Source organism: Winogradskyella helgolandensis, from assembly GCF_013404085.1.
Taxonomy (GTDB): Bacteria; Bacteroidota; Bacteroidia; order Flavobacteriales; family Flavobacteriaceae; genus Winogradskyella; species Winogradskyella helgolandensis.
The window spans coordinates 2,375,971-2,396,926 of sequence record NZ_JABFHO010000001.1; the positions used below are offsets into that span (position 1 = coordinate 2,375,971).

Sequence of the window (20,956 nt, forward strand, 5' to 3'; positions counted from 1 at the left end):
CAAATCTTTGCGGCAACATTAAAACACAAATTAAATTATGAAACATTCAATTAAATCTTCAGTATTCTTTTTCGCAGTTTTTTTTAGTAGTCTGCTTTCTTTTCAGGTTGCTTCATCTCAAACTTATAGTTTAAATAATTCTTCTTCTGTATTAGAAGTGCACGGCACATCTTCTTTACACGATTGGGTATTAGAAACTGAAAAACAATCCGGTAAAATAGTAATTACAAACTCAGAGGAGTTGGAGATTAGTAGTCTTAGTATTTCTGTACAGGCAGAAAGTCTTAAAAGTGGAAAATCATCAATGGATAAAAACACTTATAAAGCGCTAAACACAGATGATCATAAAACTATGGACTTTAACCTTAGCTCGGTTAAAAATGTAGAAAAACTTAGTGATAATTCTTTTAAAGTTTCTGCTTCAGGAAAAATGACTATTTCTGGAGTAACAAAAACTATTTCTATTGATATGACAGTAAAAATAGATGGGGATAAGGTGACACTTGATGGTGAAAAATCCTTTAAAATGACCGATTTCGGTATTGATCCTCCTAAAGCGTTATTAGGAACCATTAAAACAGGTGATGCGATTAAAATCGTGTTTAAAAGTGTATTGAACAAATAGTAAAATTAAAAAAATAAAAATCAACTTTAAATTAAATAATTATGAAATCAGTATTAAAACTCGTAACATTAGCCATTGTGCTATTAATGGGATATTCTATATCTGCACAAACTAACCCTAGAGACTTCGATAATTACAGGCAACCAGATCAAAGAGGTGTGAATGTTTTTGAAGCACCAAAAGATACGCTTACAACTTTTGAAGAACTTCATGTTAGAATAGGAGGATCGTTTGCACTTCAATACCAAGCTTTAGATAATGAAAATTCAGGTGTAACACCTTTATCTGAAGTTGGTAGTAACTTTAACTTAGCGACTGCTAATTTAGATTTAGATGTAGCGTTATATGATGGTGTTAGTATGCACTTAAGAACGTATCTATCTTCTAGACACCACCACGAACCTTATGTAAAAGGTGGTTACTTTAAAATTGATAAATTAGATTTTATCTCTAAAGGATTTATGGAAGATCTTATGAAACATACGACTATTAAAATTGGTCATATGGAAAATAACTATGGTGACGCTCACTTTAGAAGATCAGATAATGCACAAGCAATTCACAACCCATTTGTAGGTAATTTAATTATGGATTCTTTTACTACAGAAGTTGGTGCAGAAGTATACTATACGGCTGATAATGGATTTTTCGGAATGTTAGGATTTACAAACGGTAAATTAAACCAAAGCACTACAATATCTGATGGATCAACCGGTGGAGCTGCATTTTTAGCTAAATTAGGTTTCGATAAGCAAATCAATGATGATTTAAGATTCAGATTAACAGGCTCATTGTACAATACAGGTTATGCACCGAATGTATATTTATATTCTGCAGATAGAGCAGGTTCTAGATATTATAATATTATGCAAGATGCTTCTGCAACTAGCGATAACTTTAGATCTGGTCGTTTTGATCCTGGTTTTAGAAATCAAATTACTGCAATTATGATTAATCCATTTGTAAAATATGGTGGCCTTGAAGTATTTGGTACTGTTGAAATAGTTTCAGGAAAAGCTTTAACAGAAGCAGACAGAAGAGATGCTAATCAATATGCAGGTGAAGTTATTTACAGATTTGGTGAAACTGAAAATGTATTTTTAGGAGCGCGTTATAACACTGTAAGTGCTGAATTAGCAAGTGGTGATGATGTAAGTGTGGATAGATTCCAATTAGGAGCTGGTTGGTTTATGACTAAAAATGTATTGTTGAAAGGAGAATATGTTAATCAACAATATAATGATTATGCAGCTGGAGATCTTCTTGAAGATGGTCAGTTTGATGGCTTTATGTTAGAAGCAGTTATAAGTTTCTAAATATTAATTTTTCTTTAAAAAGACCTTCATCCTTTAGATGGAGGTCTTATTTTTTTTATATTTAGTTATGTTTAAAACAATATCATTTCTCATTTTATTCTTTCTAGGGTCTATAATTTCTACGTTTTCTGAAGTAGAAAAGTTAGAATCTAAAGAATCAATTGTGCTTTTATCTTCGGAGAGTTATCTCAAAATTAAAGGTAAAACTAATGTTAGTACGTTTGAATGTCAATTTAATATGCACACGCTTTCTGATGCGATACCTATTAAATACAATCATCATGATGAGTCAATTAAATTTAAAGATACCAAATTAACATTACCTAATTTAGAGTTTAATTGTGGAGGTAAGGCTATCAATAAAGACTTTAATAAATTACTTAATACAGAAGAATTTCCTGAAATTGTTCTTAAATTAAAAGAGATTTCTACAATTAAATTAGATGATAATTCAACTTCTGCTATCATAGAAATTACGTTAAGTAATATTGTAAGGACTTATACGGTTCCAATTTCTATTACAAGCGATAATGATTTACATGTAAGCGGAGTATTGCCTTTGGATATAAATGATTTTAATTTAACGGCACCAACAAAAATGTTAGGTATGGTTAAGGTCTCACCTAAAATTGAGATTCAGTTTTCTCTGAAAATTATAGAGAGCTAATTATGCGTTAACGTTTCTTTTTCTGTAACTTAGCTGTATCTTCAAATTTAGTAATGCTTATGGCAGGACTGCCAAATAAGTAAACTTCACTATTCCCAGAAGCTGCAATAGTAATGTTTTCGCTTACTGCAATAGTTAAATCGCTATTATCTTCTAAACTTACATCTGAAGTCTTAACATCAAATTTTGAACCATTAAAATTGGTCGAATTATCCATTCTAATCACTGAGCTACCTACTGTACCTTCAATAACAGCATCAGAACGTAGATATAAATCAAAATCAGCAACTTTACCAGTAATTAAAGCATCTAACTTACTATTATCTGTTAGTTCTATTTTTGTATTATCTGATGTAAGATTTAATCTTGTTTTTGATTTACCTGAACTTTTATATGTGAAACTTTTCGCATTAATATTCAAATAAGCTCTAGAGTCATCTGCAGTTGTTAAGGTAACATCCCCAAGTTCCATAGAGGTTAGTGACCTAATTTCGCCATCACCTCTAGTTTCAATAGTATTAAGACCATCACCATAATTTACAGTGATATTCATTTTTTTCTTAGATGTAATGCGAGTGGTTTCTGTAAAAGTAAGGACTCCGTCAGCCACATCAAATTGAATGATGTCGTGCAAATTGTCATCTGCTTCAATATTTACAGAGGGTTTACTGTTATACACAACTTCTATTGAAAAATCACCATCGACCACAATGGAATTAAATTCATCGATGAATGTTTGCTTTATGGTCACATTTCTGTCACCTTTAATTTTGTCGTCTGATTGCGATTGCACTATAGGTGAAGCTGCAATCATTAAAAGTAGAAGGAGTATTATTTTTTTCATTTTCTAATGTTTACTGTCTTTATAAAGAGACACAAAACACATAAGATAAGTCACTTATTATTTTTTTGACTGCGTTATGATGTTCTGGTTGTCAATATTAATGATTTCTGTTTAATATTGGTCAATTAAAAGCTAATAAACTAAGATAAGCAAAAACCATCCCAAACTCTAAATAGATTTTAAGATGGTTATTAAGTTTTTGACTGATAGCTATTTATATTAATAATAAATAAATAATTATCCTACGGCTAAGCTTTTATTGTTGTTTAATACTACCAGCAGAATTATCGGATTTGTTCACTTTTTCAGGATTTCCATAGTATTTTATATCTCCACCACTTGTCGCATTGGCTGTAAGGGCTTTAGAGGTGTTTACAGAAATGTCTGCGCCACTTGTTACTTTTACATTAGATGTTTCTGCTTTTAATTTAGAAGCATCGATATCACTTCCACTAGTTGCTTCTGCAATTAATGTTATTGTAGAGCCACTTAATTCAATATCACTTCCACTTGTAGAATGGCAATTTAAGGTGTCAGTTTCTACATCTAAAGTTATGTCAGCTCCGCTTGTTGAGTTCAGTTCTAAATTTGACACTTTAATAGTGTTTGTGCCAAAGACATCACTTCCACTTGTAGCTTTAATAGCTGAAATGGTTTTAATATTTAATAATACCTTTTTTGAGGATGCTCGTCTTATGTTTTTTGTTGAATAGATTTTTAAGACGCCATTTTCAACTTCAGTCCTGATAAGATCGTGTAGGTTTTCATCGGCTTCAATTGTAAGGGCTACATCATTAGCTTGTGTAATGTACAGGTCGATGCCTTGGCTGACTTTAACTTCCTCAAAGGTATTAGAAATAATTCGGTCTGCGTCAATTACGTTTCCGTTGCCATCTATACCTGACATAATGTTACAGGATAGCATTACTATACTAATAATACTGATTACGATAATTCTGGTTAATGTTGTCATGATTTCTGTTGGTTTTTTGATTGATGAATTTTTTACTTTATAAAATTAACTTGATTATATCTGATTTTATATTATAAAGTGATGAGTTGTTGAATTTTAGATATCAATTGTCATTAACCTCTATGTTAACGCCATCTTCGTCGTTAATTTTAATGCGAACTTCAGATTTGTTTCCTTGAGATGGTGTCTCGTTAGTAATGCTCTCGATGATTTCAGTGGTTTCTTCAATAAATTCCTCTTTTTCTTCTTCTATGATTACTATTTCTTCAATAACCTCTTCTTCACAATCTAAGCATTCAACCTCATTCTTATTAATTTTTAAATAATGCCCATCATTAGAATTCGTTAAAAGACTATTGTAACTGTTGTAATAGTTGTTAACATACCTACTAGTGTTTACGTCTGAATACAGCACTGCACCTTCTGGTAAATATAGAATTACTCTAATAGCTTGTTCGCTGTACTTATTTTTAACATCTGAAGCATGATAGGCTTCCAACTGTAATTCATTATTAGAAAAAGAGTAGTCGTAACTAATATTTTCTGCTCGTTCCTTAGCAATGTTATAATTGCTACCACTAGCTTCTTTAATTATATTAATTTTAGCCACAGAATCGGTTGTAGAGTACACAATTAACTTTATGTCTGAAGACACAAGACTACGACCGTTTTCATCTTCTGTTATCCTGAAATTATTGTGGTCGCTATAAACAAAGCTATTAAAGCGATCAAAACCTACCATCTTAATTTTTAAGGTATCGTTGACCTTTATGTTAAGGTCGGCTTTCGACATAATTTCAGCGTCATAAGCATGTTCTGTTGCTTGTTTTATACCTATAACAACGATTCCGATTATGGACATTAGCCATAAGCCTAAAAGCGTAAATTTTGCAACATTACCAATCGATTTTAAGTTGTTAACTAATATTTTTAATCCTGAATAAAAGACAAAGAAAAAAGGAATAGCAAATACAAAAAACAATAATGTAGACATTAACCACATTGGAACGTTAGCTGCATTTGCTGCATCTAAGAAATCCATAGGAGGGAAATAGATTGCATTTGTAATACCAACTGTGAAATACGCAACAATTAAGGCAATTAAAGCTGTGATTCCCGTAAAAATTAATATGAGACCAATAAATTTGGTGAATAATTTTAGAAAAAACATGATGATGTTTCCAATGGTGTCAAAGAAGTTTTGAGAGCTCGATTTTAAATTCGTTCCTTGTTTTTGAAAATCAACATTTTTTACGGTTTCAGAAATATTATCAGAAACATGGTCAAATCCTTTTTTTAGTTTATCTCCATGTTTTTTTAAATCAACATTTTTTACCGTTTCGGAAACCGTGTCAATGCCGTCTTTAATTTTTTTTTCAATATTACTAATATTCACAGGGTCACCTGTCATGGTGAGTTTTTCTGCTGTAGTCTTCGCTTCAGGGATTAAAGCCCAAAGTAAAATATACAGTAATATACCAGTACCAGCACCAAAGATTAAAAGTACCCAAAGTAGACGAACCCATAAGGCATCTATTCCAAAGTAATGTCCTAATCCAGCAGAAACACCACCAACATAAGAATTGTCTGTATCTCTAAACAGGCGTCTTGATGGACTCGATTTTTGCTTGTAGTGTTGTTGTGGTTCATCTTCAAAAATTTCGTCATCTACTAAATAGTCTTCCGGTTGTCCCATAATAGTAATAACCTCGTCAACTAGCTTTACTCCAACAACTTGTTTTTCATTTTGAATACGTTCTGCAAATAATTCGGCAATACGAGCTTCAATATCTGCTATAATTTCTGAACGACCTTGAGAGTCTGTAAATGAACGTTTTATAGCCTCAAGATAGCGTGATAATTTTAGGTATGCATCTTCATCTATATGGAAGAATATACCTGCTAAATTTATATTGACTGTTTTATTCATTTCTTTGGTGTTTTTGTGTTGGTTACTAGGTTAACGGCATTTTGTAGATCACTCCAAGTGGAGTTTAATTCATTAAGAAACAGTTTTCCTGTCTCAGTAAGTCCATAATATTTTCTTGGTGGACCAGAGGTCGATTCTTCCCAACGGTAGTTGAGTAATCCGGCATTTTTTAATCTTGTTAATAGTGGATATATCGTTCCTTCTACAACAAGCATTTTTGCGTCTTTTAGTGTGCCGAGAATTTCTGCAACATAGGCATCTTCATCTTTTAGAATGGATAGGATGCAATACTCTAAAACACCTTTACGCATTTGTGCTTTTGTGTTTTCTATTTTCATAGTCGATGTTTCATTAATTTAATTAAACTGTTCATTTTTTGATTGATTTGATTATTGATGAATACTTTATTTACTTTAAAAAATTTATGGTTAACGGATATTTGAAAGTGTTTCCATCTCTTGCTGATAAACTGGCTTTAACAATGAGAGCTAATTCGATTATAAAGGCTACAATTGCTAAGGCACCTAAACCACCTCCTATATAAAGTAGAGGAGAAGGCTCGCCTATGTTAATATGGAAATTATTAAAGCCATTGAAATCTAAAATATCCATACCTCTGAATATTTTGAATATAAAAAATGGAACACTTAACGTGCCTATTATAATAGCATAGAGTAAAACACTAATTTGAAAATTTATGGCTTGTTTGCCATGCTGATCTATAAAATCGGATTTGTTTTTATTAGCAGCCCATAATACTATAGGGCCAATAAAATTTCCAAAGGGAATTATAAATCTTGAAAAGGTTGACAAATGTATAAATGTCGCTAAATTTTTGTGGTGATTATCTATCATGTTATAAAGTATATAATAGTTGTTTATACAAATATATGTCTTTAAAAAGGTATTATGTTACGCATAGTACTGAAAATTAACATTTCTTTAACATTAGTGAAGTTGAAAATTTTCGATTATTTTAGTGGAAAATATTGTTAACACTTATGAATATAACACCATCTAAACTCAATAAATATCTAATGTTTAAGCTTCCTGCAGCTTATTTTACAGGAGTAAGAACTAAACTGTTAAATGACTCCACGTGTATAGTGAAGGTTAAACATCGTTGGGTAAATCAAAATCCATTTAAGTCAATGTTTTGGGCTGTGCAAGGTATGGCTGCCGAGTTAACAACAGGCGCTTTGGTTATGAAAAAGATTAGGGGTAGTGGTAAAAAAATATCGATGTTAGTGGCATCTAACAATGCATCATTTACAAAAAAAGCCACAGGAATAATTACCTTTACTTGTAATGAAGGCAACAAAATTGACGACGCCATACATAAAGCTATAGAAACAGGAGAAGGGCAAACGGTTTGGTTAAATGCTAATGGAGTTAATGAAGAAGGAGTAGAAGTGTCTACTTTTAATTTTGAATGGACTTTGAAAGTTAAGAGTTAATCGTTAAGAGTTTAAAGTGGAAATTTACTTTTCAATTTTCAGAAATAAATTTATTCTATTTGTTTTTAATAAATGGTGTAACAAAACTGTAATTATCTCAACATATAAATGAATCACTTTATGCTGAACTTGTTTCAGTATCATTAAAAGAAATAATTAGCTATGGAAAAATTACCAGATTACAACGACCGAAATGCTCACGAAATAGATTACCGTATCTATGGTGAAGAAATGCAATATGTAGAAATAGAATTAGATCCACAAGAAGCTGTAATTGCTGAATCTGGAAGTTTTATGATGATGGACGATGGTATTAAAATGGATACTATTTTTGGTGATGGTTCTCAAAATGATTCGAGTTTTTTAGGTAAAATATTAGGAGCAGGAAAACGAATCCTTACTGGTGAAAGCTTATTTATGACAGCTTTTTATAACGATCTTACAGGGAAGCGTAATGTGTCTTTTGCATCACCTTATCCAGGAAAAATAATTCCGATTGACTTAATGGAATATGGTGGGAAATTTATTTGTCAGAAAGATGCATTTCTTTGTGCAGCAAAAGGAGTAAGTGTCGGTATTGAATTTTCTAAAAAATTAGGACGTGGTCTTTTTGGAGGTGAAGGCTTTATTATGCAGAAGTTAGAAGGTGATGGAATGGCATTTGTACATGCTGGTGGAACCACTGCAGTAAAAACCTTAGCAGCTGGTGAAACGTTAAGAGTAGATACAGGATGTATCATTGGGTTTACACAAGGCATCGATTACGATATCGAATTTGTAGGAGGTATTAAAAATTCCATTTTTGGAGGCGAAGGCTTATTTTTTGCTAAACTTCAAGGGCCAGGAAAAGTGTATATACAATCCTTACCATTTAGTAGATTAGCTGGCAGAGTTTTAGCTTCTGTACCAAGAGGTGGGAAATCTAAGGGTGAAGGTAGTATTCTTGGAGGATTAGGTGATTTATTGGATGGTGATAATCGGTTTTAATAGCTTAACATTGTAACTATTTAAAAACCAGTTGATTATTTTATGGGAATCATCTTAAAAAATCTATAGCCTTCAACGAGTAGTTTCAAGCTTTTAACATAACAAGCTGTTAAACTTTTTATGAAAATGATTTTCATTATGAATTTTTGCTATCTTTAAAACTGAATTGAAACAATAGCGTATAGAAAAAAAATACTTTTTGTTAACCTAAAACCAAAAAAAAGCTATGGCGCGAGCAATGTACGAGTACACTAAAACGGTACTTAGCAAAGTGAGTTTTGATGCGACATTATTCTGTAAGGAAGTGCAAAAAGCAGTAAGACGTTTACTGCCTCACGAACTTGAAGAATTAAGAATCTTTATTCAGTCCCTAATCAATCAAAACCCAGACTTAAATCAATGCTTAATTTATTTGAAAGCATAATATAAAAGAAGCGTCCTGATATTTATCAGGACGCTTCTTTTATTATTTATAGTATTGAGAACGTCTATTTTGCTTTCGGACTAATAATTTCTACATTCTGAAAAGCAATTGCACCACGAATAATTCCTGAAATTACACTATGCATAGCATCTATAATTTGCATTTTTAATTCACTTTTATGATAAATAATACTGACTTCTCTCGCAGGAGAAGGTTCTTTAAAGTGTCTTAAGTTGGGAGCTAATTTTTCTCTTACGTCTAAAGTATGTAAATAAGGAAGAAGTGTCATTCCCATGCCTTCATTAGACAATTTTATTAAGGTTTCTATACTGCCACTTTCGAGTTGAAAGTTCTCATCTATCTGATCTTTAAAAGTTTTACAAAGATTAATTACTCCATCTCTAAAGCAGTGTCCATCTTCTAAAAGTAACATGTCGTCAATATTTAAATCAGAAACTTCAATGGTTTTTTTATCTTTTAACCTGTGACTTTCAGGAATGTAAGCTACAAAAGGTTCGTAATATAAAACACGTTCTTTTATATTATCACTCTCTAAAGGTGTGGCTGCAATTGCGGCATCTAAGTGACCATCGCTAAGACGTGTTAAAATTTCTTCAGTAGTTAATTCTTCTATTTTTAATTTAACTTTTGGATATTTTTTTATAAAACTTTTCAAAAACATGGGCAAAAGCGTTGGCATTATGGTCGGAATAATTCCTAATCTAAACTCGCCACCAATGAATCCTTTTTGCTGATCAACTATATCTTGAATTCTGTCGGCCTCATTGACTATATTTCTGGCTTGGTATACAATTTTCCGTCCTACGTCTGTTAGTTCAATTGGTTTTTTTCCTCTATCAAAAATGATAATATCTAATTCGTCTTCTAACTTCTGAATTTGTGTACTTAAAGTAGGTTGTGTCACAAAACATTTTTCAGCTGCTTTTGTAAAATTCTTATGTTCTGCTATGGCTAAAGCATATTTTAGTTGGGTAATCGTCATAACTATTAATTTAGGCTATAAAAGTATTAAAAGTATTCATAAAAACTATGCTGAACAAGGCTTAAATATTTCGTAAATTTGAGTAAACAAAATAATCATATTATGAAACTAAATAGCATAGGTTTAGATACCGAAAAAACAAAAGAATTAGCGAATGATTTAAATCAATTATTAGCGAATTTTCAATTATACTATCAGAATTTAAGAGGCATCCACTGGAATATTAAAGGACGTGGCTTTTTTGCGCTACATGAGAAATTTGAAGAGTTATACACAGATGCTAATCTAAAAGTAGATGAAATTGCTGAACGAATTTTAACATTAGGTGAAACTCCACTACATACGTTTGAAGATTATACTAAAGCAGCAAAAGTTCCTGTAGGTAAAAATATTTCCAAAGATGAAAAAGCAGTTGAGTTAATTGTAGATTCACTTTCAGAATTATTAAAAATGGAGCGCTCTATTTTAGAAGTTGCAGGTGATGCAAACGATGAAGGTACCAATTCAATGATGAGTGATTTTATTACCGAACAAGAAAAAACGGTTTGGATGATGAAAGCTTGGTTAGGTGAAACAGTTTAATACTGAATCATTTTTAAACAAAAAAAAGACTGCTAGAAAGCAGTCTTTTTTTTGTTTTGATTGATGTGTATGCTATTCTAAAAACGAATATTTAAATCTAGGTCTTTATCTTCAACTATAAATTTAGCTTCATCGTAATTTGGTGGGCCAAATGACATGACGTTATTAGATATGCCGTAAGATTCTAAAGGCATTCCGTTGTCTTGAAAGTCCATACGTTTATTATCATTAGCATCATGCAAAGTCATTATGGCATACTCTCCTGGTAGCACGTTTTTAAAGGAAATCGTCACTTTTCCATCTTTTATTTCAGTTTCTGCATTCTGTATACCTTTCCCTTTCATAAAAGTTTCTGAAGTGTGTAAAGACGTTAATACTTTTCCTTTATCGCTCGTTACATTATCAATGGTAATTGTGATTGTAGCTCCTCCTTCTTGAGAAAACCCGATGATTGACATTAAAGCTAATGCGAATGTTAAGATTAATTTTTTCATGATATTAAGTTTTTAATGATTAATGTGAAATACTGTTCTTTTTTGTTGATGATTCAAATATCGGATAAACTCTTCAATTCAAATAATTGTCATTACCGAACTGTATTATTTGTAGGATAGACTGTTGTTTAGTTAATAATTAGTATGTTAACCAAGAGCCAAGAGCCAAGAGCCAAGAGCCAAGAGCCAAGAGCCAAAAGCCAAAAGCCAAAAGCCAAGAGCCAAAAGCCAAGAGCCAAGAATTGAAGTTAAGAGTTTAAAGTTAAGAGTTATAGTTCAAGAGTTAGGAGTTTAAAGTTGATGGTGATTTATTATTTGTCACTATTCACTATAAAAGCCCACGAGCTTTAATCTCTAAATACTTATTAATGGTATTAATGGTCAAGTTTTCTGGAGCCGTTAAAATGGATTGAATACCATGTTTCTGAAGTTCTTTTACCATTAAACGTTTTTCGAAGGCAAATTTTTCTGCTATGGTTTTATGATAGATAGATTGTAAATCCTCAGCATTTTCATTTAATATGGTATCTAATTCTGTGTTTTCAAACAAAACAACAACAAGCATATGTTTTTTAGAAATGGCTTGTAAATATGGTAATTGGCGTTTTAAAGCGCTAATATGTTCAAAATTAGTATAAAGTAGAAGAAGGCTTCGATGCGTCACTTTTCGTTTTAATTGCGCGTAGAGCAAACCAAAATCACTATCATTAAATTGTGTATCAATATTATATAAGTTTTCTAATATACGATTGAGATAGGTTAATTTCTGAATGGCAGGTAAAAACGATTCTATCTTTTTTGAGAAGGAAATCATGCCGACTTTATCGTGCTTTTTTAGGGCGACATTACTAAATGCTAAGGTTGAATTAATGGCATAATCTAAGAGCTTTAATCCATTAAAGGGCATTTTCATAATTCTGCCAGTATCAATGATAGAGTAGATGGGTTGCGATTTTTCATCTTGATATTGGTTGACCATTAACTGTCCACGTTTTGCTGTCGCTTTCCAATTTACGGTTCTAAAATCGTCGCCAGGAATATAATCTTTAATTTGTTCAAATTCCGAAGTATTACCAATACGTCTTATCTTTTTTAAACCAAATTCAGTTAACGAATTGCTGATAGCCAGAAAATCATACTTCTGCATTTGAATAATGGAGGGATAAACCATTACCATTTGTTGGTTTTGAAACTGATACCTTCGTTTTACGATTTTGAGAATAGAAGATACAAATATATTAAGATGCCCAAAGTAATATTCACCGCGATCTACAGGTCTTACTAAGTATTCAAAATCGTGATTTTGATTTGGGTTCAAAGATGTTTGATAGAGAAAATCTCGCTTCTGAAATTGTACGGGTAATTCATCAATAACATCAATATAGGTTTTAAAACTGTACTTATTTGTGATTGTAATGGGTACAGGATTATTATCGCTGTTAGAAAATTTATCTGGTAAAATCCGTCGCGCAAGAATAGCGCTTTTTGATTGATAGAGTAGTAGTAAATCAATTAATAAAAGAACAGCTATAATAATAGTAACAATCCAAGCGATTGAAAATAAAGCAGGTATCCAATACGACAGAAGAAAACATACAGACGCTATTGCCAAATAAATGTACAATTGCTTGTGTATATATAATGATTTTATGAAATTCATAATCCTCTCTTTTAACTATTAGATGAGTGTTATATTTTTTATCTATGAAAACACTCCTAAAGTCCCCTCAAGGGGACAATCCAATCATTCAAATTTTTAGTTTAATTTCAACTGTATTTACATTATTTTTTCAGAATTTTTTTGTGTATGGGAAAACAATTTCTTTTATTTTCCTAATTCCTAATTCCTAATTCCTAATTCCTAATTCCTAATTCCTAATTCCTAATTCTGCCTGCTTTATGCCAAATGCTATCGCGGCACTTCAACCGATTGCACAATCATTTCAATGACATTTTCCGTGGTCATTCCTTCCATTTCGCGTTCTGGTGTTAAAATAATACGATGATTCAAAACAGGATTTAATGATTTTTTGACGTCTTCAGGAATTACAAAATCACGACCATTTATAGCAGCAAAAGCTTTAGCGGTATTTAATATCGCAATCGATGCTCGTGGAGAACCACCTAAATATAAATGCGGATGATTTCGTGTTTTAGAAACCACTTCTGCGATATATTTTATAATCTTTTCTTCAACGAGAACAGATTGTGTTTTGCTTTTATAATCTTCCAATAAAGCGACATCTAAAATAGGATTAATCCGTGTTTGTGGTTTTGCTCCTTTACGTTCGTGATGAGAGGCAATGATTTTAATTTCATCTTCCAAGGACGGATAATCGACCTTAATTTTAAAGATGAAACGGTCTAATTGTGCTTCAGGTAAAGCATAAGTTCCTTCTTGCTCAATTGGGTTTTGCGTTGCCAAAACCATAAACGGATTTTCAAACGGGTAGGTAAAACCATCAATAGTAGCTTGGCGTTCTTCCATCGTTTCAAATAAAGCCGCTTGCGTTTTTGCAGGTGCTCTATTGATTTCGTCAATTAAAACAATGTTAGAGAAAATAGGGCCTTTTTTGAATTCAAATTCCGAAGATTTCATATTTAAAATCGACGTTCCCAAAACATCACTAGGCATTAAATCTGGTGTAAACTGAATTCTGCTAAATTCCGTTTTTAAAACTTTTGCAAACAATTTAGCCGTTACCGTTTTCGCAATACCTGGAACACCTTCAATTAAAACGTGTCCATCTGCAAGTAAGGCTACGATAAGTAATTCTACAAAATTATCTTGTCCGATGATGACTTTTCTCAATTCGCTTTTAATGCTTTCTACAGCATTTTTTAAATCTTCTAATTGAATTCTATTATCAAAATTTAAGTCGTCGTTTACTGTTTCGTTTTCTTCCATTGATTATGGGATTTAAATTGTTCTATTAAGGTGTTTAGCCTTTCTAACTCGATACTGTTGATGTCATTTTTTTGATTCAAACTTTCAATAAGTTTAAATAATGTCTGCGTGTCTTCAACTGTATTATTACTTCTTGCTGCCAAATTGTTTATAAAACTAGTATTTATTTCGGCAGTTGAAAGATGTAACGTATTCCTGATGTATTCCAAAAAATGATGGACTTTGTGTTGTGAAATATCTTTATGCTTTCCACTTTCATAATACATATTGGCAATAGTTCTTGTGAAATCTACAGTCTGATTTTTTAATGTATTTACAATCGGAATTGCACGTTGTTTCCGTTTACCTTCAAAAATAATATAGATTAACGCACCAATCAGCATTATATAATAGGCCCATTTTAAGGATGGAGTATTTAAGAATAAATACATTGGTGAGGTGTAAAATGTCTTTCCTGTTTTGTAATAGGTATCAACATAGATTGGTTTTGATGTGTCTAAATATGATAATAATCCGGCTGTGTAATTTTGGTTTGGTGATTGTAATATAAAGTAATTGGTAAATGCTTGTGGAAAGGTGCTGAGGATAATTTCACCATCTCCAAAAGGTTGTTTAATGGTACTAATTAAAGTGTCTTTCATTGGCCTGTTTTCCCCTCTATAGGTGTCAATTAAGCCAATAACAGATGTGTTTGAGTTGTCAATTTTGTTAAAATGAAAGAACGTTGCAGCCCGATCGTATTTGTAGGTTTGTGTATCGTTTACTGCTGGGTTAACAAGCTTAACTTGGTATTCGTTATTAAAATTATCGAATGTATTAACAGATTGTGTATTAAGGTTTAAAGTGTCTAGTAATTTTTCTTCAAAATCTACAGCTGCAACAACGAGGGTGTTTCCATTGGCGACCCAATCTAAAAGACTATTCAGCTCTTCTTTACCAAAGGCAATTCCTCCATTATAAAAAAGATATGTTCCGTTTATGTCATTATTCTTTAAGTATTCAAAAGGAGGACGATCGACTATAGCAACCGAATCTGCAACCCGTTTTAATTGGTCGTTAAACACATAAGCACCAAACGGAATTTTATGATGCGTGGCATAAGAAGGAAACCAATTTATAGCCTTAGGTTTGTTCATTTCTAGAACAACGATAGCCAAAATAGTTAGTGCTACAAGTATGATATATAGTTTTCCTTTTTTGCTCAAGGCTTGGTAATTGTATTATTTAAATGTTCAAAAGGGTGTTTTAATGTTTCAAACTTAACAGCATCTACATCAAATTCGCCATACCATACGTAATCGTAAATTCTTGTGATATTTTTAAAATCGACTTTTAAATGGTCTTGATTAATTTCATTAATGTAATCTTCATTCGTTTTTTGTGGTTGCCATAATATATTTTCACTTTCCGTTAAATACTTTAAAGATAGAAGGTAATAATATCGAATGGCTAATCGGTAGTTTTTCTGATTAACGGCGTCATTAATTAACGACGGAATGTCTTCATTCTTAATAATCTGTTCTTCTTCAGAAAATAAAATAGAACCTTGTTTTCTTGCTTTGATTATTAGGTTATTAGAATTCACTTTTAAGAAAAACCGAACTAATAAAAAGACCAATAATCCTAACAATAAATAGGGTAGAATTGTAAAAACAAAGTATAAAAAGCCAGTGGCTGTGCCAACTCCAAATATGGCTTCCCAAAATTTTGTAAGTATGTTTTGAAACCAACGGGAGACTTTATCAAAAAAGTTTTCTTCGGGTTCAACTTCTGTGTAATTGAAATCATCGTCGGCTTTGTAAGCTTCTAAATCATCTTCTGATATGTGTTGTTTTTCAATTGTAGTATCATCATAATATACGGATTGCTCGCTTTGTTGCGCAATAGAAAATTGCCCAAAACATAAACAAAGAAGTAGCAATCGGTACACTAACATTTAGTCTTCTGATTTTCCAATTTCGCTAATACGATCATACGTGCCAGTAAAGTTTACTTTTTCGTGTAAATGAAAGTAAATAACAGCTCCTGCAACCATTAGAATGATGTTTAATAAAAACTGAAAGAATGTATTGAATACATTAAGAACGATAACTACTGGGTCTGCAGAAAAGGTATTAAGATTAGCAGGATCAATTTCACCAGAAAAAACACCTGTACTTATTAAGGCATATATTACTGATGGAATTGAAAATACCATAGCGAGAATGTAATAAATAATTCCCAATACGATAAAAACACCAAAAGCTGTCCAGAAATCGGCATTGGCCAACGTAAAACTCTGGCTAAACGCATCTGATGTAGAACGTTTTGGTTCAAAAACATAGACACTAAAAACAATAGCCATTGGAATCATAGCGTAAAAGACAGGCAACACACATAGCATTGTCGCAATCATTAAGGTTATACCTTTTAAAAAACTAAGTCCAAAAAACGACCAAAAGGATTTGTAGACGCTGCTTTTTATTTCTGATGGATCAATAATGCCTTTATTATCTACATAAGATTTAATGTAGAAAAGTACTGTAGCTGCTGTTAGAATATAAGCTGCAATCGCAGAAATAAAGTAAATAATGACTGTAACTATTGTAACGACAATGCTTGTTGAATTTAAGCTTGGTTCATTAAAGCTAGTAAAATTAAGAATATCACCAGCGACATAATTATAAGCGGCAAGCGATAGCATAAAAATAACAATTGCTGGTCCTGCAATATTAAAAATGGTTTTGATAAATGGTTTAAATTCATTTCTGATAAAACCGAATGTATCACTTAAAATACTGCTGAAATCGCGTTGTTTTCTAAATTCGATATAGGATTTATTCATGTTTAGTTAGTTGGGTTTAGGTTAAGCTCTATAGTATTATTAGATGCTGTATCTTGTTTTATTTTTCTGTTTAATTGAATAGGGTAAATTACGTAGTAAAATAGGATTAAAGCTAGAGAACTGGTAATAATTAAAATGGCGAGCCAATCTGGCATTTCTGTATGTCTGGTGACAAAGCCTTCTAAAAATCCTGCGATTATAAAAAAGGGGATGGTGCTCATTAGAATTTTTAAGCCGTTAATCACTCCGCGTTTAAAAGCTTCTAATCGTGGTAAAGTCCCTGTAAAGAGCATGCCATTTCCCATAACGAGACCAGCACAACCAGCAATAATAATCACTGATATTTCAATTGTTCCATGAATCCAAATGGTACGTGCAGATTCCCATAATAAACCTTGTTCGTAAAAAAAGTATTGAAAACTACCTAACATAATACCATTTTGCATCATAATGTATAAGGTGCCGATACCTAATAAAATACCATAACCAAAAGCAAACAACGCCACTTTAATATTATTAAGCGTTATACCAAGGAACATGTGGAATTCGCCTTGCTTTTTATAAACAGCCATGGGATCTCCTTTTTCTATGTTGTCCATCGTCATGTTAACGTAACCGTCTCCAAGAAAAGATCTTACAAAATCATCTTCGCTAGCAGCAGAAAATGCTCCTACAATAACAAAAAGGGTGAACGTTAAAAAAGCAATAAGCAATTCGCGATGATGTTGATAGAATAGCGTAGGGAACTCGGTGTTAAAAAAAGAAATAAGTCTGTTTTTAGGTTCTTTCTTCGTTTTGTAAATACTTTGGTGAGCGTTAGACGCTAATTGATTTAAATAGCGTTCGGTATTACTATTCGCATAAAAGGTTTTGGCGTAGCTTAAATGATCGGTGACTTCAATATATAGATCAGAAAGTAAATCAGGATCAATTTGCGTTTTATTTGTAAGAATGTTTTCAAATTCTAACCATTTATCTTTATTTTGCTTTACAAAAGCTGCCTCGCGCATTATATTCCCTTTTAGACTTTCAAAGAAAAGAAAATATGGATGAATTTCAAATAGAAACGGCCCAAAATGTAGGGATTAATCAAAATGTTGCTAGTATTGGCGATAGAATGCTTGGTTACCTTATAGATAGCGCTATTATTCTATTGTATACTATAGCTGCAATACTCCTTTTAACGACTTTGAATTTGGATATGGGAGATACTTGGGCGATTTACCTATTGGTGTCTTTGCCTGCATTTTTATATTATGTATTGCTCGAAACATTTATGAATGGTAAAACCGTTGGTAAAATGTTGATGAAAACTAGAGTCGTAAAACTTGATGGCTCAAAGCCTAGTTTTTCTAATTATTTTGTGCGTTGGATTTTACGTATTGTAGATGTTGCATTAACATCTGGAGGTGTTGCCGCTTTTACTATTTTACTTAAAGGCAATGGACAGCGTTTGGGAGATATTGCTGCTGGTACAACAGTAATTAGTGAAAAACAGCTGCTAACGATTCATGATACGCTTATTAAAGATGTTCCAGTAGATTATATACCAACTTACAGCCAGGTTACGGTGTTAAATGATAGTGATATGCAAACTGTGAAAAATTTATATGATGATGCAATTAGAAACGGACATCATAATATTATTCTGAATTTACACCATCGTTTATTAAAAATTATGGCAATAGAAACGAATGAAAAACCTGTAGATTTTGTGGCAACTGTTATAAAGGATTATAATTACTACACTCAGAATATGTAAGCAGAGAATCACTTTTTCATTTTCGGAAAAAGTGAGTGAATCGCTTATCCCAGACTGGTTTTGGGATCTCAGAGAACCACTTTTTATTTTTCGGAAAAAGTGAGTGGATTGCTTATCCCAAATGCGTTATGAGATTTCAGAGAATCATATTTCATTTTAAATTAGATTCCTACCTTCGCACGAATAATAAAAATTAATTAAACCCATGTTTTTTCAATTTATAGATATATTAGGAACTATTGCTTTTGCCATTTCAGGTGCATTGGTTGCTATGAATAAACGGATGGATCCATTTGGTGTGCTTATTATTGCTTTTGTTACAGCTGTTGGAGGTGGCACTTTACGTGACGTAATGATTGGGATTGAGCCTGTATCATGGATGAAAAATATGACCTTTGTGTATGTTATTATGAGTTCAGCTGCATTTGCAGTCGTTTTTAGAAAACGAATTAATTACCTTAGAAAGTCATTATTTTTATTTGATACGATAGGGATAGCACTTTATACGGTTGTTGGCATAGAAACCGGACTTATAGCAGGTTTGCATCCCTTAGTTTGTATTTCTTTGGGGACAATGACCGCTTGTTTTGGTGGTGTATTAAGAGATATTTTATGTAATGAAATCCCTGTGATTTTTAGAAAAGAAATCTATGCAACGGCTTGCATTTTAGGTGGATTGACTTATTTCTTATTACTACAGTTTTTTGAAGATAGACATATCTTGTTTGTAATAGTGGGTGTTGTTGTTATTACCATTCGTTTGGTTGCTGTACGTTATAAGATTAGTTTGCCTACATTATATAATGAAGAAAAAAATAAGGAGGCATAATAATGTGTTTCTTAGTAAGTTTAGTGGATGCGTGTCGTGTTAACTTGAAATGTCAATTTGACATTTTAAGATCTGAAAAAATGACGATAATTCTGTAAGTTTGACATTTATTTTTGTAAAATTTTCTTAAAAATAAGAATTGTTCGTTTTGGTATTTAATTTGTATATACTTCAACGAAATCAATAGCGGTTTCAAGTTTGAAATAATGTTTAACTTAAATTTTTATATTATGAACAATTTAGTAAGTGTTCCTAAAAACGGAAGTTTAGTAAAGACAGATTCAGATACAAACTTCCCAACATGGTCTAACTGGTTGGATGAAATTTTTAATCGAGATTTGCCTTCAGTATTTAATTCTAATTTTAATACTGGAATGACCTTACCAAAAGTAAATATTAAAGAAACGGCTGATGCTTATTTAGTAGAAATGGCGGTTCCTGGTTTAAAGAAATCAGATTTTAATATTGACATTGATAACCAAGTTTTATCAATTTCTACGGAGAAGAGCGAAGAAAATGAACAGAAAGGTGAAAATTATACACGTCGCGAGTTTGGATATTCGTCGTTTAAGAGAACCTTTAGTTTACCAGAAACTGTAGAAGAAGATAAAATTAAAGCTAGTTATAACGAAGGACTTTTAAATATTCATCTTCCTAAAAAAGAGGAGGCAAAGCAAAAACCTGCCAGAAAGATCCAAATTTCTTAATCCTATTTTTTAGTAGTTTAAAATCTTAACGATGAGGCTGTTTTTCGGCCTCATTTTAATATAAGTCTGTTTAATTTTAAATCATATTATTATGAAAAAGCTAATTGTTTTAATGATGCTTTTTTTAGGCACGAGTTGCAGTGGACAGCATGATAAGTCTAATGAAGCTAGCGTAAAAACGCAAGATAAAGCTAACAAAATAGAGCCACAGGGTAGTTGGAAGGTCGATAAAGAATTTGACGCTGAAGGAAATTTAATTCGTTATGATAGTATCTATTCGTGGTCGTCATCAGATGATTTGGAGGGGCTTTCTTTTGAAGAAAAAGACAGTTTAATGCAAACATTTAAATCGCGATTTTTTACTAATTTCTCTAGTTTTAAAAATGAAGGGTTTGAGGACGTGTTTTCTCAAGATTCACTTTTTAGTAAACATTTTTTTAATGATGATTTTTTTGGGAGTGATTTTGGAAATGATTTTATGAACCTAGACAAGATAAGACAACAAATGCTTGAAAGGCAAAAGAATTTTCTAGAGAAATATCAATCGGAATTTATAAAACCTGAAAACGAAAACTAATAGTTTTCGTTTTTTTGTTTTTTGCAATGCTTTATCTATTGTTGGTT

General features: G+C 32.0%; 24 protein-coding genes. 11 read left to right on the forward strand and 13 right to left on the reverse strand.

Features of this window, described 5'->3' with window-relative positions; genetic code table 11:
* The first annotated feature begins 37 nt into the window (after nucleotides 1-37).
* From HM992_RS09905 to HM992_RS09915, 3 genes are all read left to right on the forward strand, one after another.
* Nucleotides 38-625 carry a YceI family protein gene (locus tag HM992_RS09905; RefSeq protein WP_178984831.1) on the forward strand — a complete coding sequence of 196 codons (588 nt, stop codon included), beginning with the start codon at nucleotides 38-40 and terminating at the stop codon, nucleotides 623-625.
* A gap of 41 nt (nucleotides 626-666) precedes the next feature.
* Nucleotides 667-1,941, forward strand: a complete 1,275-nt coding sequence (locus HM992_RS09910) for a hypothetical protein (protein WP_178984832.1) — start codon at nucleotides 667-669, stop codon at nucleotides 1,939-1,941.
* 67 nt (nucleotides 1,942-2,008) lie between these two features.
* The gene (locus HM992_RS09915; RefSeq protein ID WP_179319553.1) at nucleotides 2,009-2,608 is read left to right on the forward strand and encodes a YceI family protein; all 600 of its coding nucleotides are present in this window, start codon (nucleotides 2,009-2,011) and stop codon (nucleotides 2,606-2,608) included.
* 7 nt (nucleotides 2,609-2,615) lie between these two features.
* Here HM992_RS09915 and HM992_RS09920 read toward each other — a convergent pair whose 3' ends face one another.
* From HM992_RS09920 to HM992_RS09940, 5 genes are all read right to left on the reverse strand, one after another.
* Complete coding sequence (locus HM992_RS09920) at nucleotides 2,616-3,452, reverse strand: GIN domain-containing protein (RefSeq protein WP_229720474.1); 837 nt, start codon at nucleotides 3,450-3,452, stop codon at nucleotides 2,616-2,618.
* A gap of 256 nt (nucleotides 3,453-3,708) precedes the next feature.
* The gene (locus HM992_RS09925; RefSeq protein ID WP_178984834.1) at nucleotides 3,709-4,425 is read right to left on the reverse strand and encodes a head GIN domain-containing protein; all 717 of its coding nucleotides are present in this window, start codon (nucleotides 4,423-4,425) and stop codon (nucleotides 3,709-3,711) included.
* 103 nt (nucleotides 4,426-4,528) lie between these two features.
* Nucleotides 4,529-6,355, reverse strand: a complete 1,827-nt coding sequence (locus tag HM992_RS09930) for a PspC domain-containing protein (RefSeq protein WP_179319554.1) — start codon at nucleotides 6,353-6,355, stop codon at nucleotides 4,529-4,531.
* Nucleotides 6,352-6,693, reverse strand: coding sequence for a PadR family transcriptional regulator (locus HM992_RS09935; protein WP_020896132.1), 342 nt, complete (start codon nucleotides 6,691-6,693; stop codon nucleotides 6,352-6,354). Before HM992_RS09935 ends, HM992_RS09930 begins: the two co-directional genes overlap by 4 nt.
* 70 nt (nucleotides 6,694-6,763) lie before the next feature.
* Complete coding sequence (locus HM992_RS09940; RefSeq protein ID WP_178984836.1) at nucleotides 6,764-7,210, reverse strand: DUF4870 domain-containing protein; 447 nt, start codon at nucleotides 7,208-7,210, stop codon at nucleotides 6,764-6,766.
* A gap of 146 nt (nucleotides 7,211-7,356) precedes the next feature.
* Between HM992_RS09940 and HM992_RS09945 the strand changes: the two genes are divergently transcribed.
* The 3 genes from HM992_RS09945 (at nucleotide 7,357) to HM992_RS09955 (ending at nucleotide 9,223) form a co-directional block, all read left to right on the forward strand.
* Complete coding sequence (locus tag HM992_RS09945) at nucleotides 7,357-7,812, forward strand: DUF4442 domain-containing protein (protein ID WP_179319555.1); 456 nt, start codon at nucleotides 7,357-7,359, stop codon at nucleotides 7,810-7,812.
* A 162-nt stretch (nucleotides 7,813-7,974) separates the two neighbouring features.
* Nucleotides 7,975-8,799, forward strand: coding sequence for a TIGR00266 family protein (locus HM992_RS09950; protein WP_178984838.1), 825 nt, complete (start codon nucleotides 7,975-7,977; stop codon nucleotides 8,797-8,799).
* 226 nt (nucleotides 8,800-9,025) lie between these two features.
* Complete coding sequence (locus HM992_RS09955; RefSeq protein WP_020896136.1) at nucleotides 9,026-9,223, forward strand: hypothetical protein; 198 nt, start codon at nucleotides 9,026-9,028, stop codon at nucleotides 9,221-9,223.
* A 64-nt stretch (nucleotides 9,224-9,287) separates the two neighbouring features.
* Here the strand turns inward: HM992_RS09955 and HM992_RS09960 are convergent, their stop codons facing one another.
* Nucleotides 9,288-10,226, reverse strand: coding sequence for a LysR substrate-binding domain-containing protein (locus HM992_RS09960; RefSeq protein WP_178984839.1), 939 nt, complete (start codon nucleotides 10,224-10,226; stop codon nucleotides 9,288-9,290).
* A gap of 102 nt (nucleotides 10,227-10,328) precedes the next feature.
* On the opposite strand from HM992_RS09960, the gene HM992_RS09965 reads away from it, so the two are divergent.
* Nucleotides 10,329-10,808: a Dps family protein gene (locus tag HM992_RS09965; RefSeq protein WP_178984840.1), complete on the forward strand. Its 480-nt coding sequence runs from the start codon at nucleotides 10,329-10,331 to the stop codon at nucleotides 10,806-10,808.
* Between the two features lie 77 nt (nucleotides 10,809-10,885).
* Here HM992_RS09965 and HM992_RS09970 read toward each other — a convergent pair whose 3' ends face one another.
* The 7 genes from HM992_RS09970 to HM992_RS10000 form a co-directional block, all read right to left on the reverse strand.
* A complete protein-coding gene (locus HM992_RS09970) occupies nucleotides 10,886-11,302 on the reverse strand; it encodes a DUF2141 domain-containing protein (RefSeq protein ID WP_179319556.1) in 417 nt (138 codons plus the stop codon).
* 328 nt (nucleotides 11,303-11,630) lie between these two features.
* Nucleotides 11,631-12,962 carry a DUF58 domain-containing protein gene (locus HM992_RS09975; RefSeq protein WP_179319557.1) on the reverse strand — a complete coding sequence of 444 codons (1,332 nt, stop codon included), beginning with the start codon at nucleotides 12,960-12,962 and terminating at the stop codon, nucleotides 11,631-11,633.
* A gap of 249 nt (nucleotides 12,963-13,211) precedes the next feature.
* Nucleotides 13,212-14,210 carry an AAA family ATPase gene (locus tag HM992_RS09980; protein WP_179319558.1) on the reverse strand — a complete coding sequence of 333 codons (999 nt, stop codon included), beginning with the start codon at nucleotides 14,208-14,210 and terminating at the stop codon, nucleotides 13,212-13,214.
* Nucleotides 14,189-15,415, reverse strand: a complete 1,227-nt coding sequence (locus HM992_RS09985) for a DUF4350 domain-containing protein (RefSeq protein WP_179319559.1) — start codon at nucleotides 15,413-15,415, stop codon at nucleotides 14,189-14,191. The genes HM992_RS09980 and HM992_RS09985 overlap by 22 nt, the downstream gene beginning before the upstream one ends.
* Nucleotides 15,412-16,146, reverse strand: a complete 735-nt coding sequence (locus tag HM992_RS09990) for a DUF4129 domain-containing protein (RefSeq protein WP_179319560.1) — start codon at nucleotides 16,144-16,146, stop codon at nucleotides 15,412-15,414. Before HM992_RS09990 ends, HM992_RS09985 begins: the two co-directional genes overlap by 4 nt.
* Nucleotides 16,147-17,034, reverse strand: a complete 888-nt coding sequence (locus HM992_RS09995; protein ID WP_179319561.1) for a hypothetical protein — start codon at nucleotides 17,032-17,034, stop codon at nucleotides 16,147-16,149.
* Between the two features lie 2 nt (nucleotides 17,035-17,036).
* Nucleotides 17,037-18,044, reverse strand: a complete 1,008-nt coding sequence (locus HM992_RS10000; RefSeq protein ID WP_179319562.1) for a stage II sporulation protein M — start codon at nucleotides 18,042-18,044, stop codon at nucleotides 17,037-17,039.
* Nucleotides 18,045-18,079: 35 nt separating this feature from the next.
* Here HM992_RS10000 and HM992_RS10005 point away from each other — a divergent pair, with 35 nt between their 5' ends.
* The 4 genes from HM992_RS10005 (at nucleotide 18,080) to HM992_RS10020 (ending at nucleotide 20,909) form a co-directional block, all read left to right on the forward strand.
* Nucleotides 18,080-18,796 (forward strand): RDD family protein, encoded by a 717-nt coding sequence (locus tag HM992_RS10005; RefSeq protein WP_178984848.1) that lies wholly within the window; start codon nucleotides 18,080-18,082, stop codon nucleotides 18,794-18,796.
* 205 nt (nucleotides 18,797-19,001) lie between these two features.
* Nucleotides 19,002-19,625, forward strand: coding sequence for a trimeric intracellular cation channel family protein (locus HM992_RS10010; protein ID WP_178984849.1), 624 nt, complete (start codon nucleotides 19,002-19,004; stop codon nucleotides 19,623-19,625).
* A gap of 230 nt (nucleotides 19,626-19,855) precedes the next feature.
* Complete coding sequence (locus HM992_RS10015; protein WP_178984850.1) at nucleotides 19,856-20,332, forward strand: Hsp20/alpha crystallin family protein; 477 nt, start codon at nucleotides 19,856-19,858, stop codon at nucleotides 20,330-20,332.
* Between the two features lie 91 nt (nucleotides 20,333-20,423).
* Nucleotides 20,424-20,909 carry a hypothetical protein gene (locus HM992_RS10020; protein WP_179319563.1) on the forward strand — a complete coding sequence of 162 codons (486 nt, stop codon included), beginning with the start codon at nucleotides 20,424-20,426 and terminating at the stop codon, nucleotides 20,907-20,909.
* Nucleotides 20,910-20,956: the final 47 nt, after the last annotated feature.

What these genes read in the sequence shown, in the direction of transcription:
- HM992_RS09980 (WP_179319558.1), bottom strand. Translation starts at nt 14,210, where the DNA reads ATGGAAGAAAACGAAACAGTAAACGACGACTTAAATTTTGATAATAGA.
- HM992_RS10010 (WP_178984849.1), top strand. Translation starts at nt 19,002, where the DNA reads ATGTTTTTTCAATTTATAGATATATTAGGAACTATTGCTTTTGCCATT.
- HM992_RS09925 (WP_178984834.1), bottom strand. Translation starts at nt 4,425, where the DNA reads ATGACAACATTAACCAGAATTATCGTAATCAGTATTATTAGTATAGTA.
- HM992_RS10015 (WP_178984850.1), top strand. Translation starts at nt 19,856, where the DNA reads ATGAACAATTTAGTAAGTGTTCCTAAAAACGGAAGTTTAGTAAAGACA.
- HM992_RS09905 (WP_178984831.1), top strand. Translation starts at nt 38, where the DNA reads ATGAAACATTCAATTAAATCTTCAGTATTCTTTTTCGCAGTTTTTTTT.
- HM992_RS09910 (WP_178984832.1), top strand. Translation starts at nt 667, where the DNA reads ATGAAATCAGTATTAAAACTCGTAACATTAGCCATTGTGCTATTAATG.
- HM992_RS09915 (WP_179319553.1), top strand. Translation starts at nt 2,009, where the DNA reads ATGTTTAAAACAATATCATTTCTCATTTTATTCTTTCTAGGGTCTATA.
- HM992_RS09995 (WP_179319561.1), bottom strand. Translation starts at nt 17,034, where the DNA reads ATGAATAAATCCTATATCGAATTTAGAAAACAACGCGATTTCAGCAGT.
- HM992_RS09970 (WP_179319556.1), bottom strand. Translation starts at nt 11,302, where the DNA reads ATGAAAAAATTAATCTTAACATTCGCATTAGCTTTAATGTCAATCATC.
- HM992_RS10020 (WP_179319563.1), top strand. Translation starts at nt 20,424, where the DNA reads ATGAAAAAGCTAATTGTTTTAATGATGCTTTTTTTAGGCACGAGTTGC.
- HM992_RS09945 (WP_179319555.1), top strand. Translation starts at nt 7,357, where the DNA reads ATGAATATAACACCATCTAAACTCAATAAATATCTAATGTTTAAGCTT.
- HM992_RS09940 (WP_178984836.1), bottom strand. Translation starts at nt 7,210, where the DNA reads ATGATAGATAATCACCACAAAAATTTAGCGACATTTATACATTTGTCA.
- HM992_RS10005 (WP_178984848.1), top strand. Translation starts at nt 18,080, where the DNA reads ATGGATGAATTTCAAATAGAAACGGCCCAAAATGTAGGGATTAATCAA.
- HM992_RS09955 (WP_020896136.1), top strand. Translation starts at nt 9,026, where the DNA reads ATGGCGCGAGCAATGTACGAGTACACTAAAACGGTACTTAGCAAAGTG.
- HM992_RS10000 (WP_179319562.1), bottom strand. Translation starts at nt 18,044, where the DNA reads ATGCGCGAGGCAGCTTTTGTAAAGCAAAATAAAGATAAATGGTTAGAA.
- HM992_RS09950 (WP_178984838.1), top strand. Translation starts at nt 7,975, where the DNA reads ATGGAAAAATTACCAGATTACAACGACCGAAATGCTCACGAAATAGAT.
- HM992_RS09935 (WP_020896132.1), bottom strand. Translation starts at nt 6,693, where the DNA reads ATGAAAATAGAAAACACAAAAGCACAAATGCGTAAAGGTGTTTTAGAG.
- HM992_RS09960 (WP_178984839.1), bottom strand. Translation starts at nt 10,226, where the DNA reads ATGACGATTACCCAACTAAAATATGCTTTAGCCATAGCAGAACATAAG.
- HM992_RS09930 (WP_179319554.1), bottom strand. Translation starts at nt 6,355, where the DNA reads ATGAATAAAACAGTCAATATAAATTTAGCAGGTATATTCTTCCATATA.
- HM992_RS09975 (WP_179319557.1), bottom strand. Translation starts at nt 12,962, where the DNA reads ATGAATTTCATAAAATCATTATATATACACAAGCAATTGTACATTTAT.
- HM992_RS09920 (WP_229720474.1), bottom strand. Translation starts at nt 3,452, where the DNA reads ATGAAAAAAATAATACTCCTTCTACTTTTAATGATTGCAGCTTCACCT.
- HM992_RS09990 (WP_179319560.1), bottom strand. Translation starts at nt 16,146, where the DNA reads ATGTTAGTGTACCGATTGCTACTTCTTTGTTTATGTTTTGGGCAATTT.
- HM992_RS09965 (WP_178984840.1), top strand. Translation starts at nt 10,329, where the DNA reads ATGAAACTAAATAGCATAGGTTTAGATACCGAAAAAACAAAAGAATTA.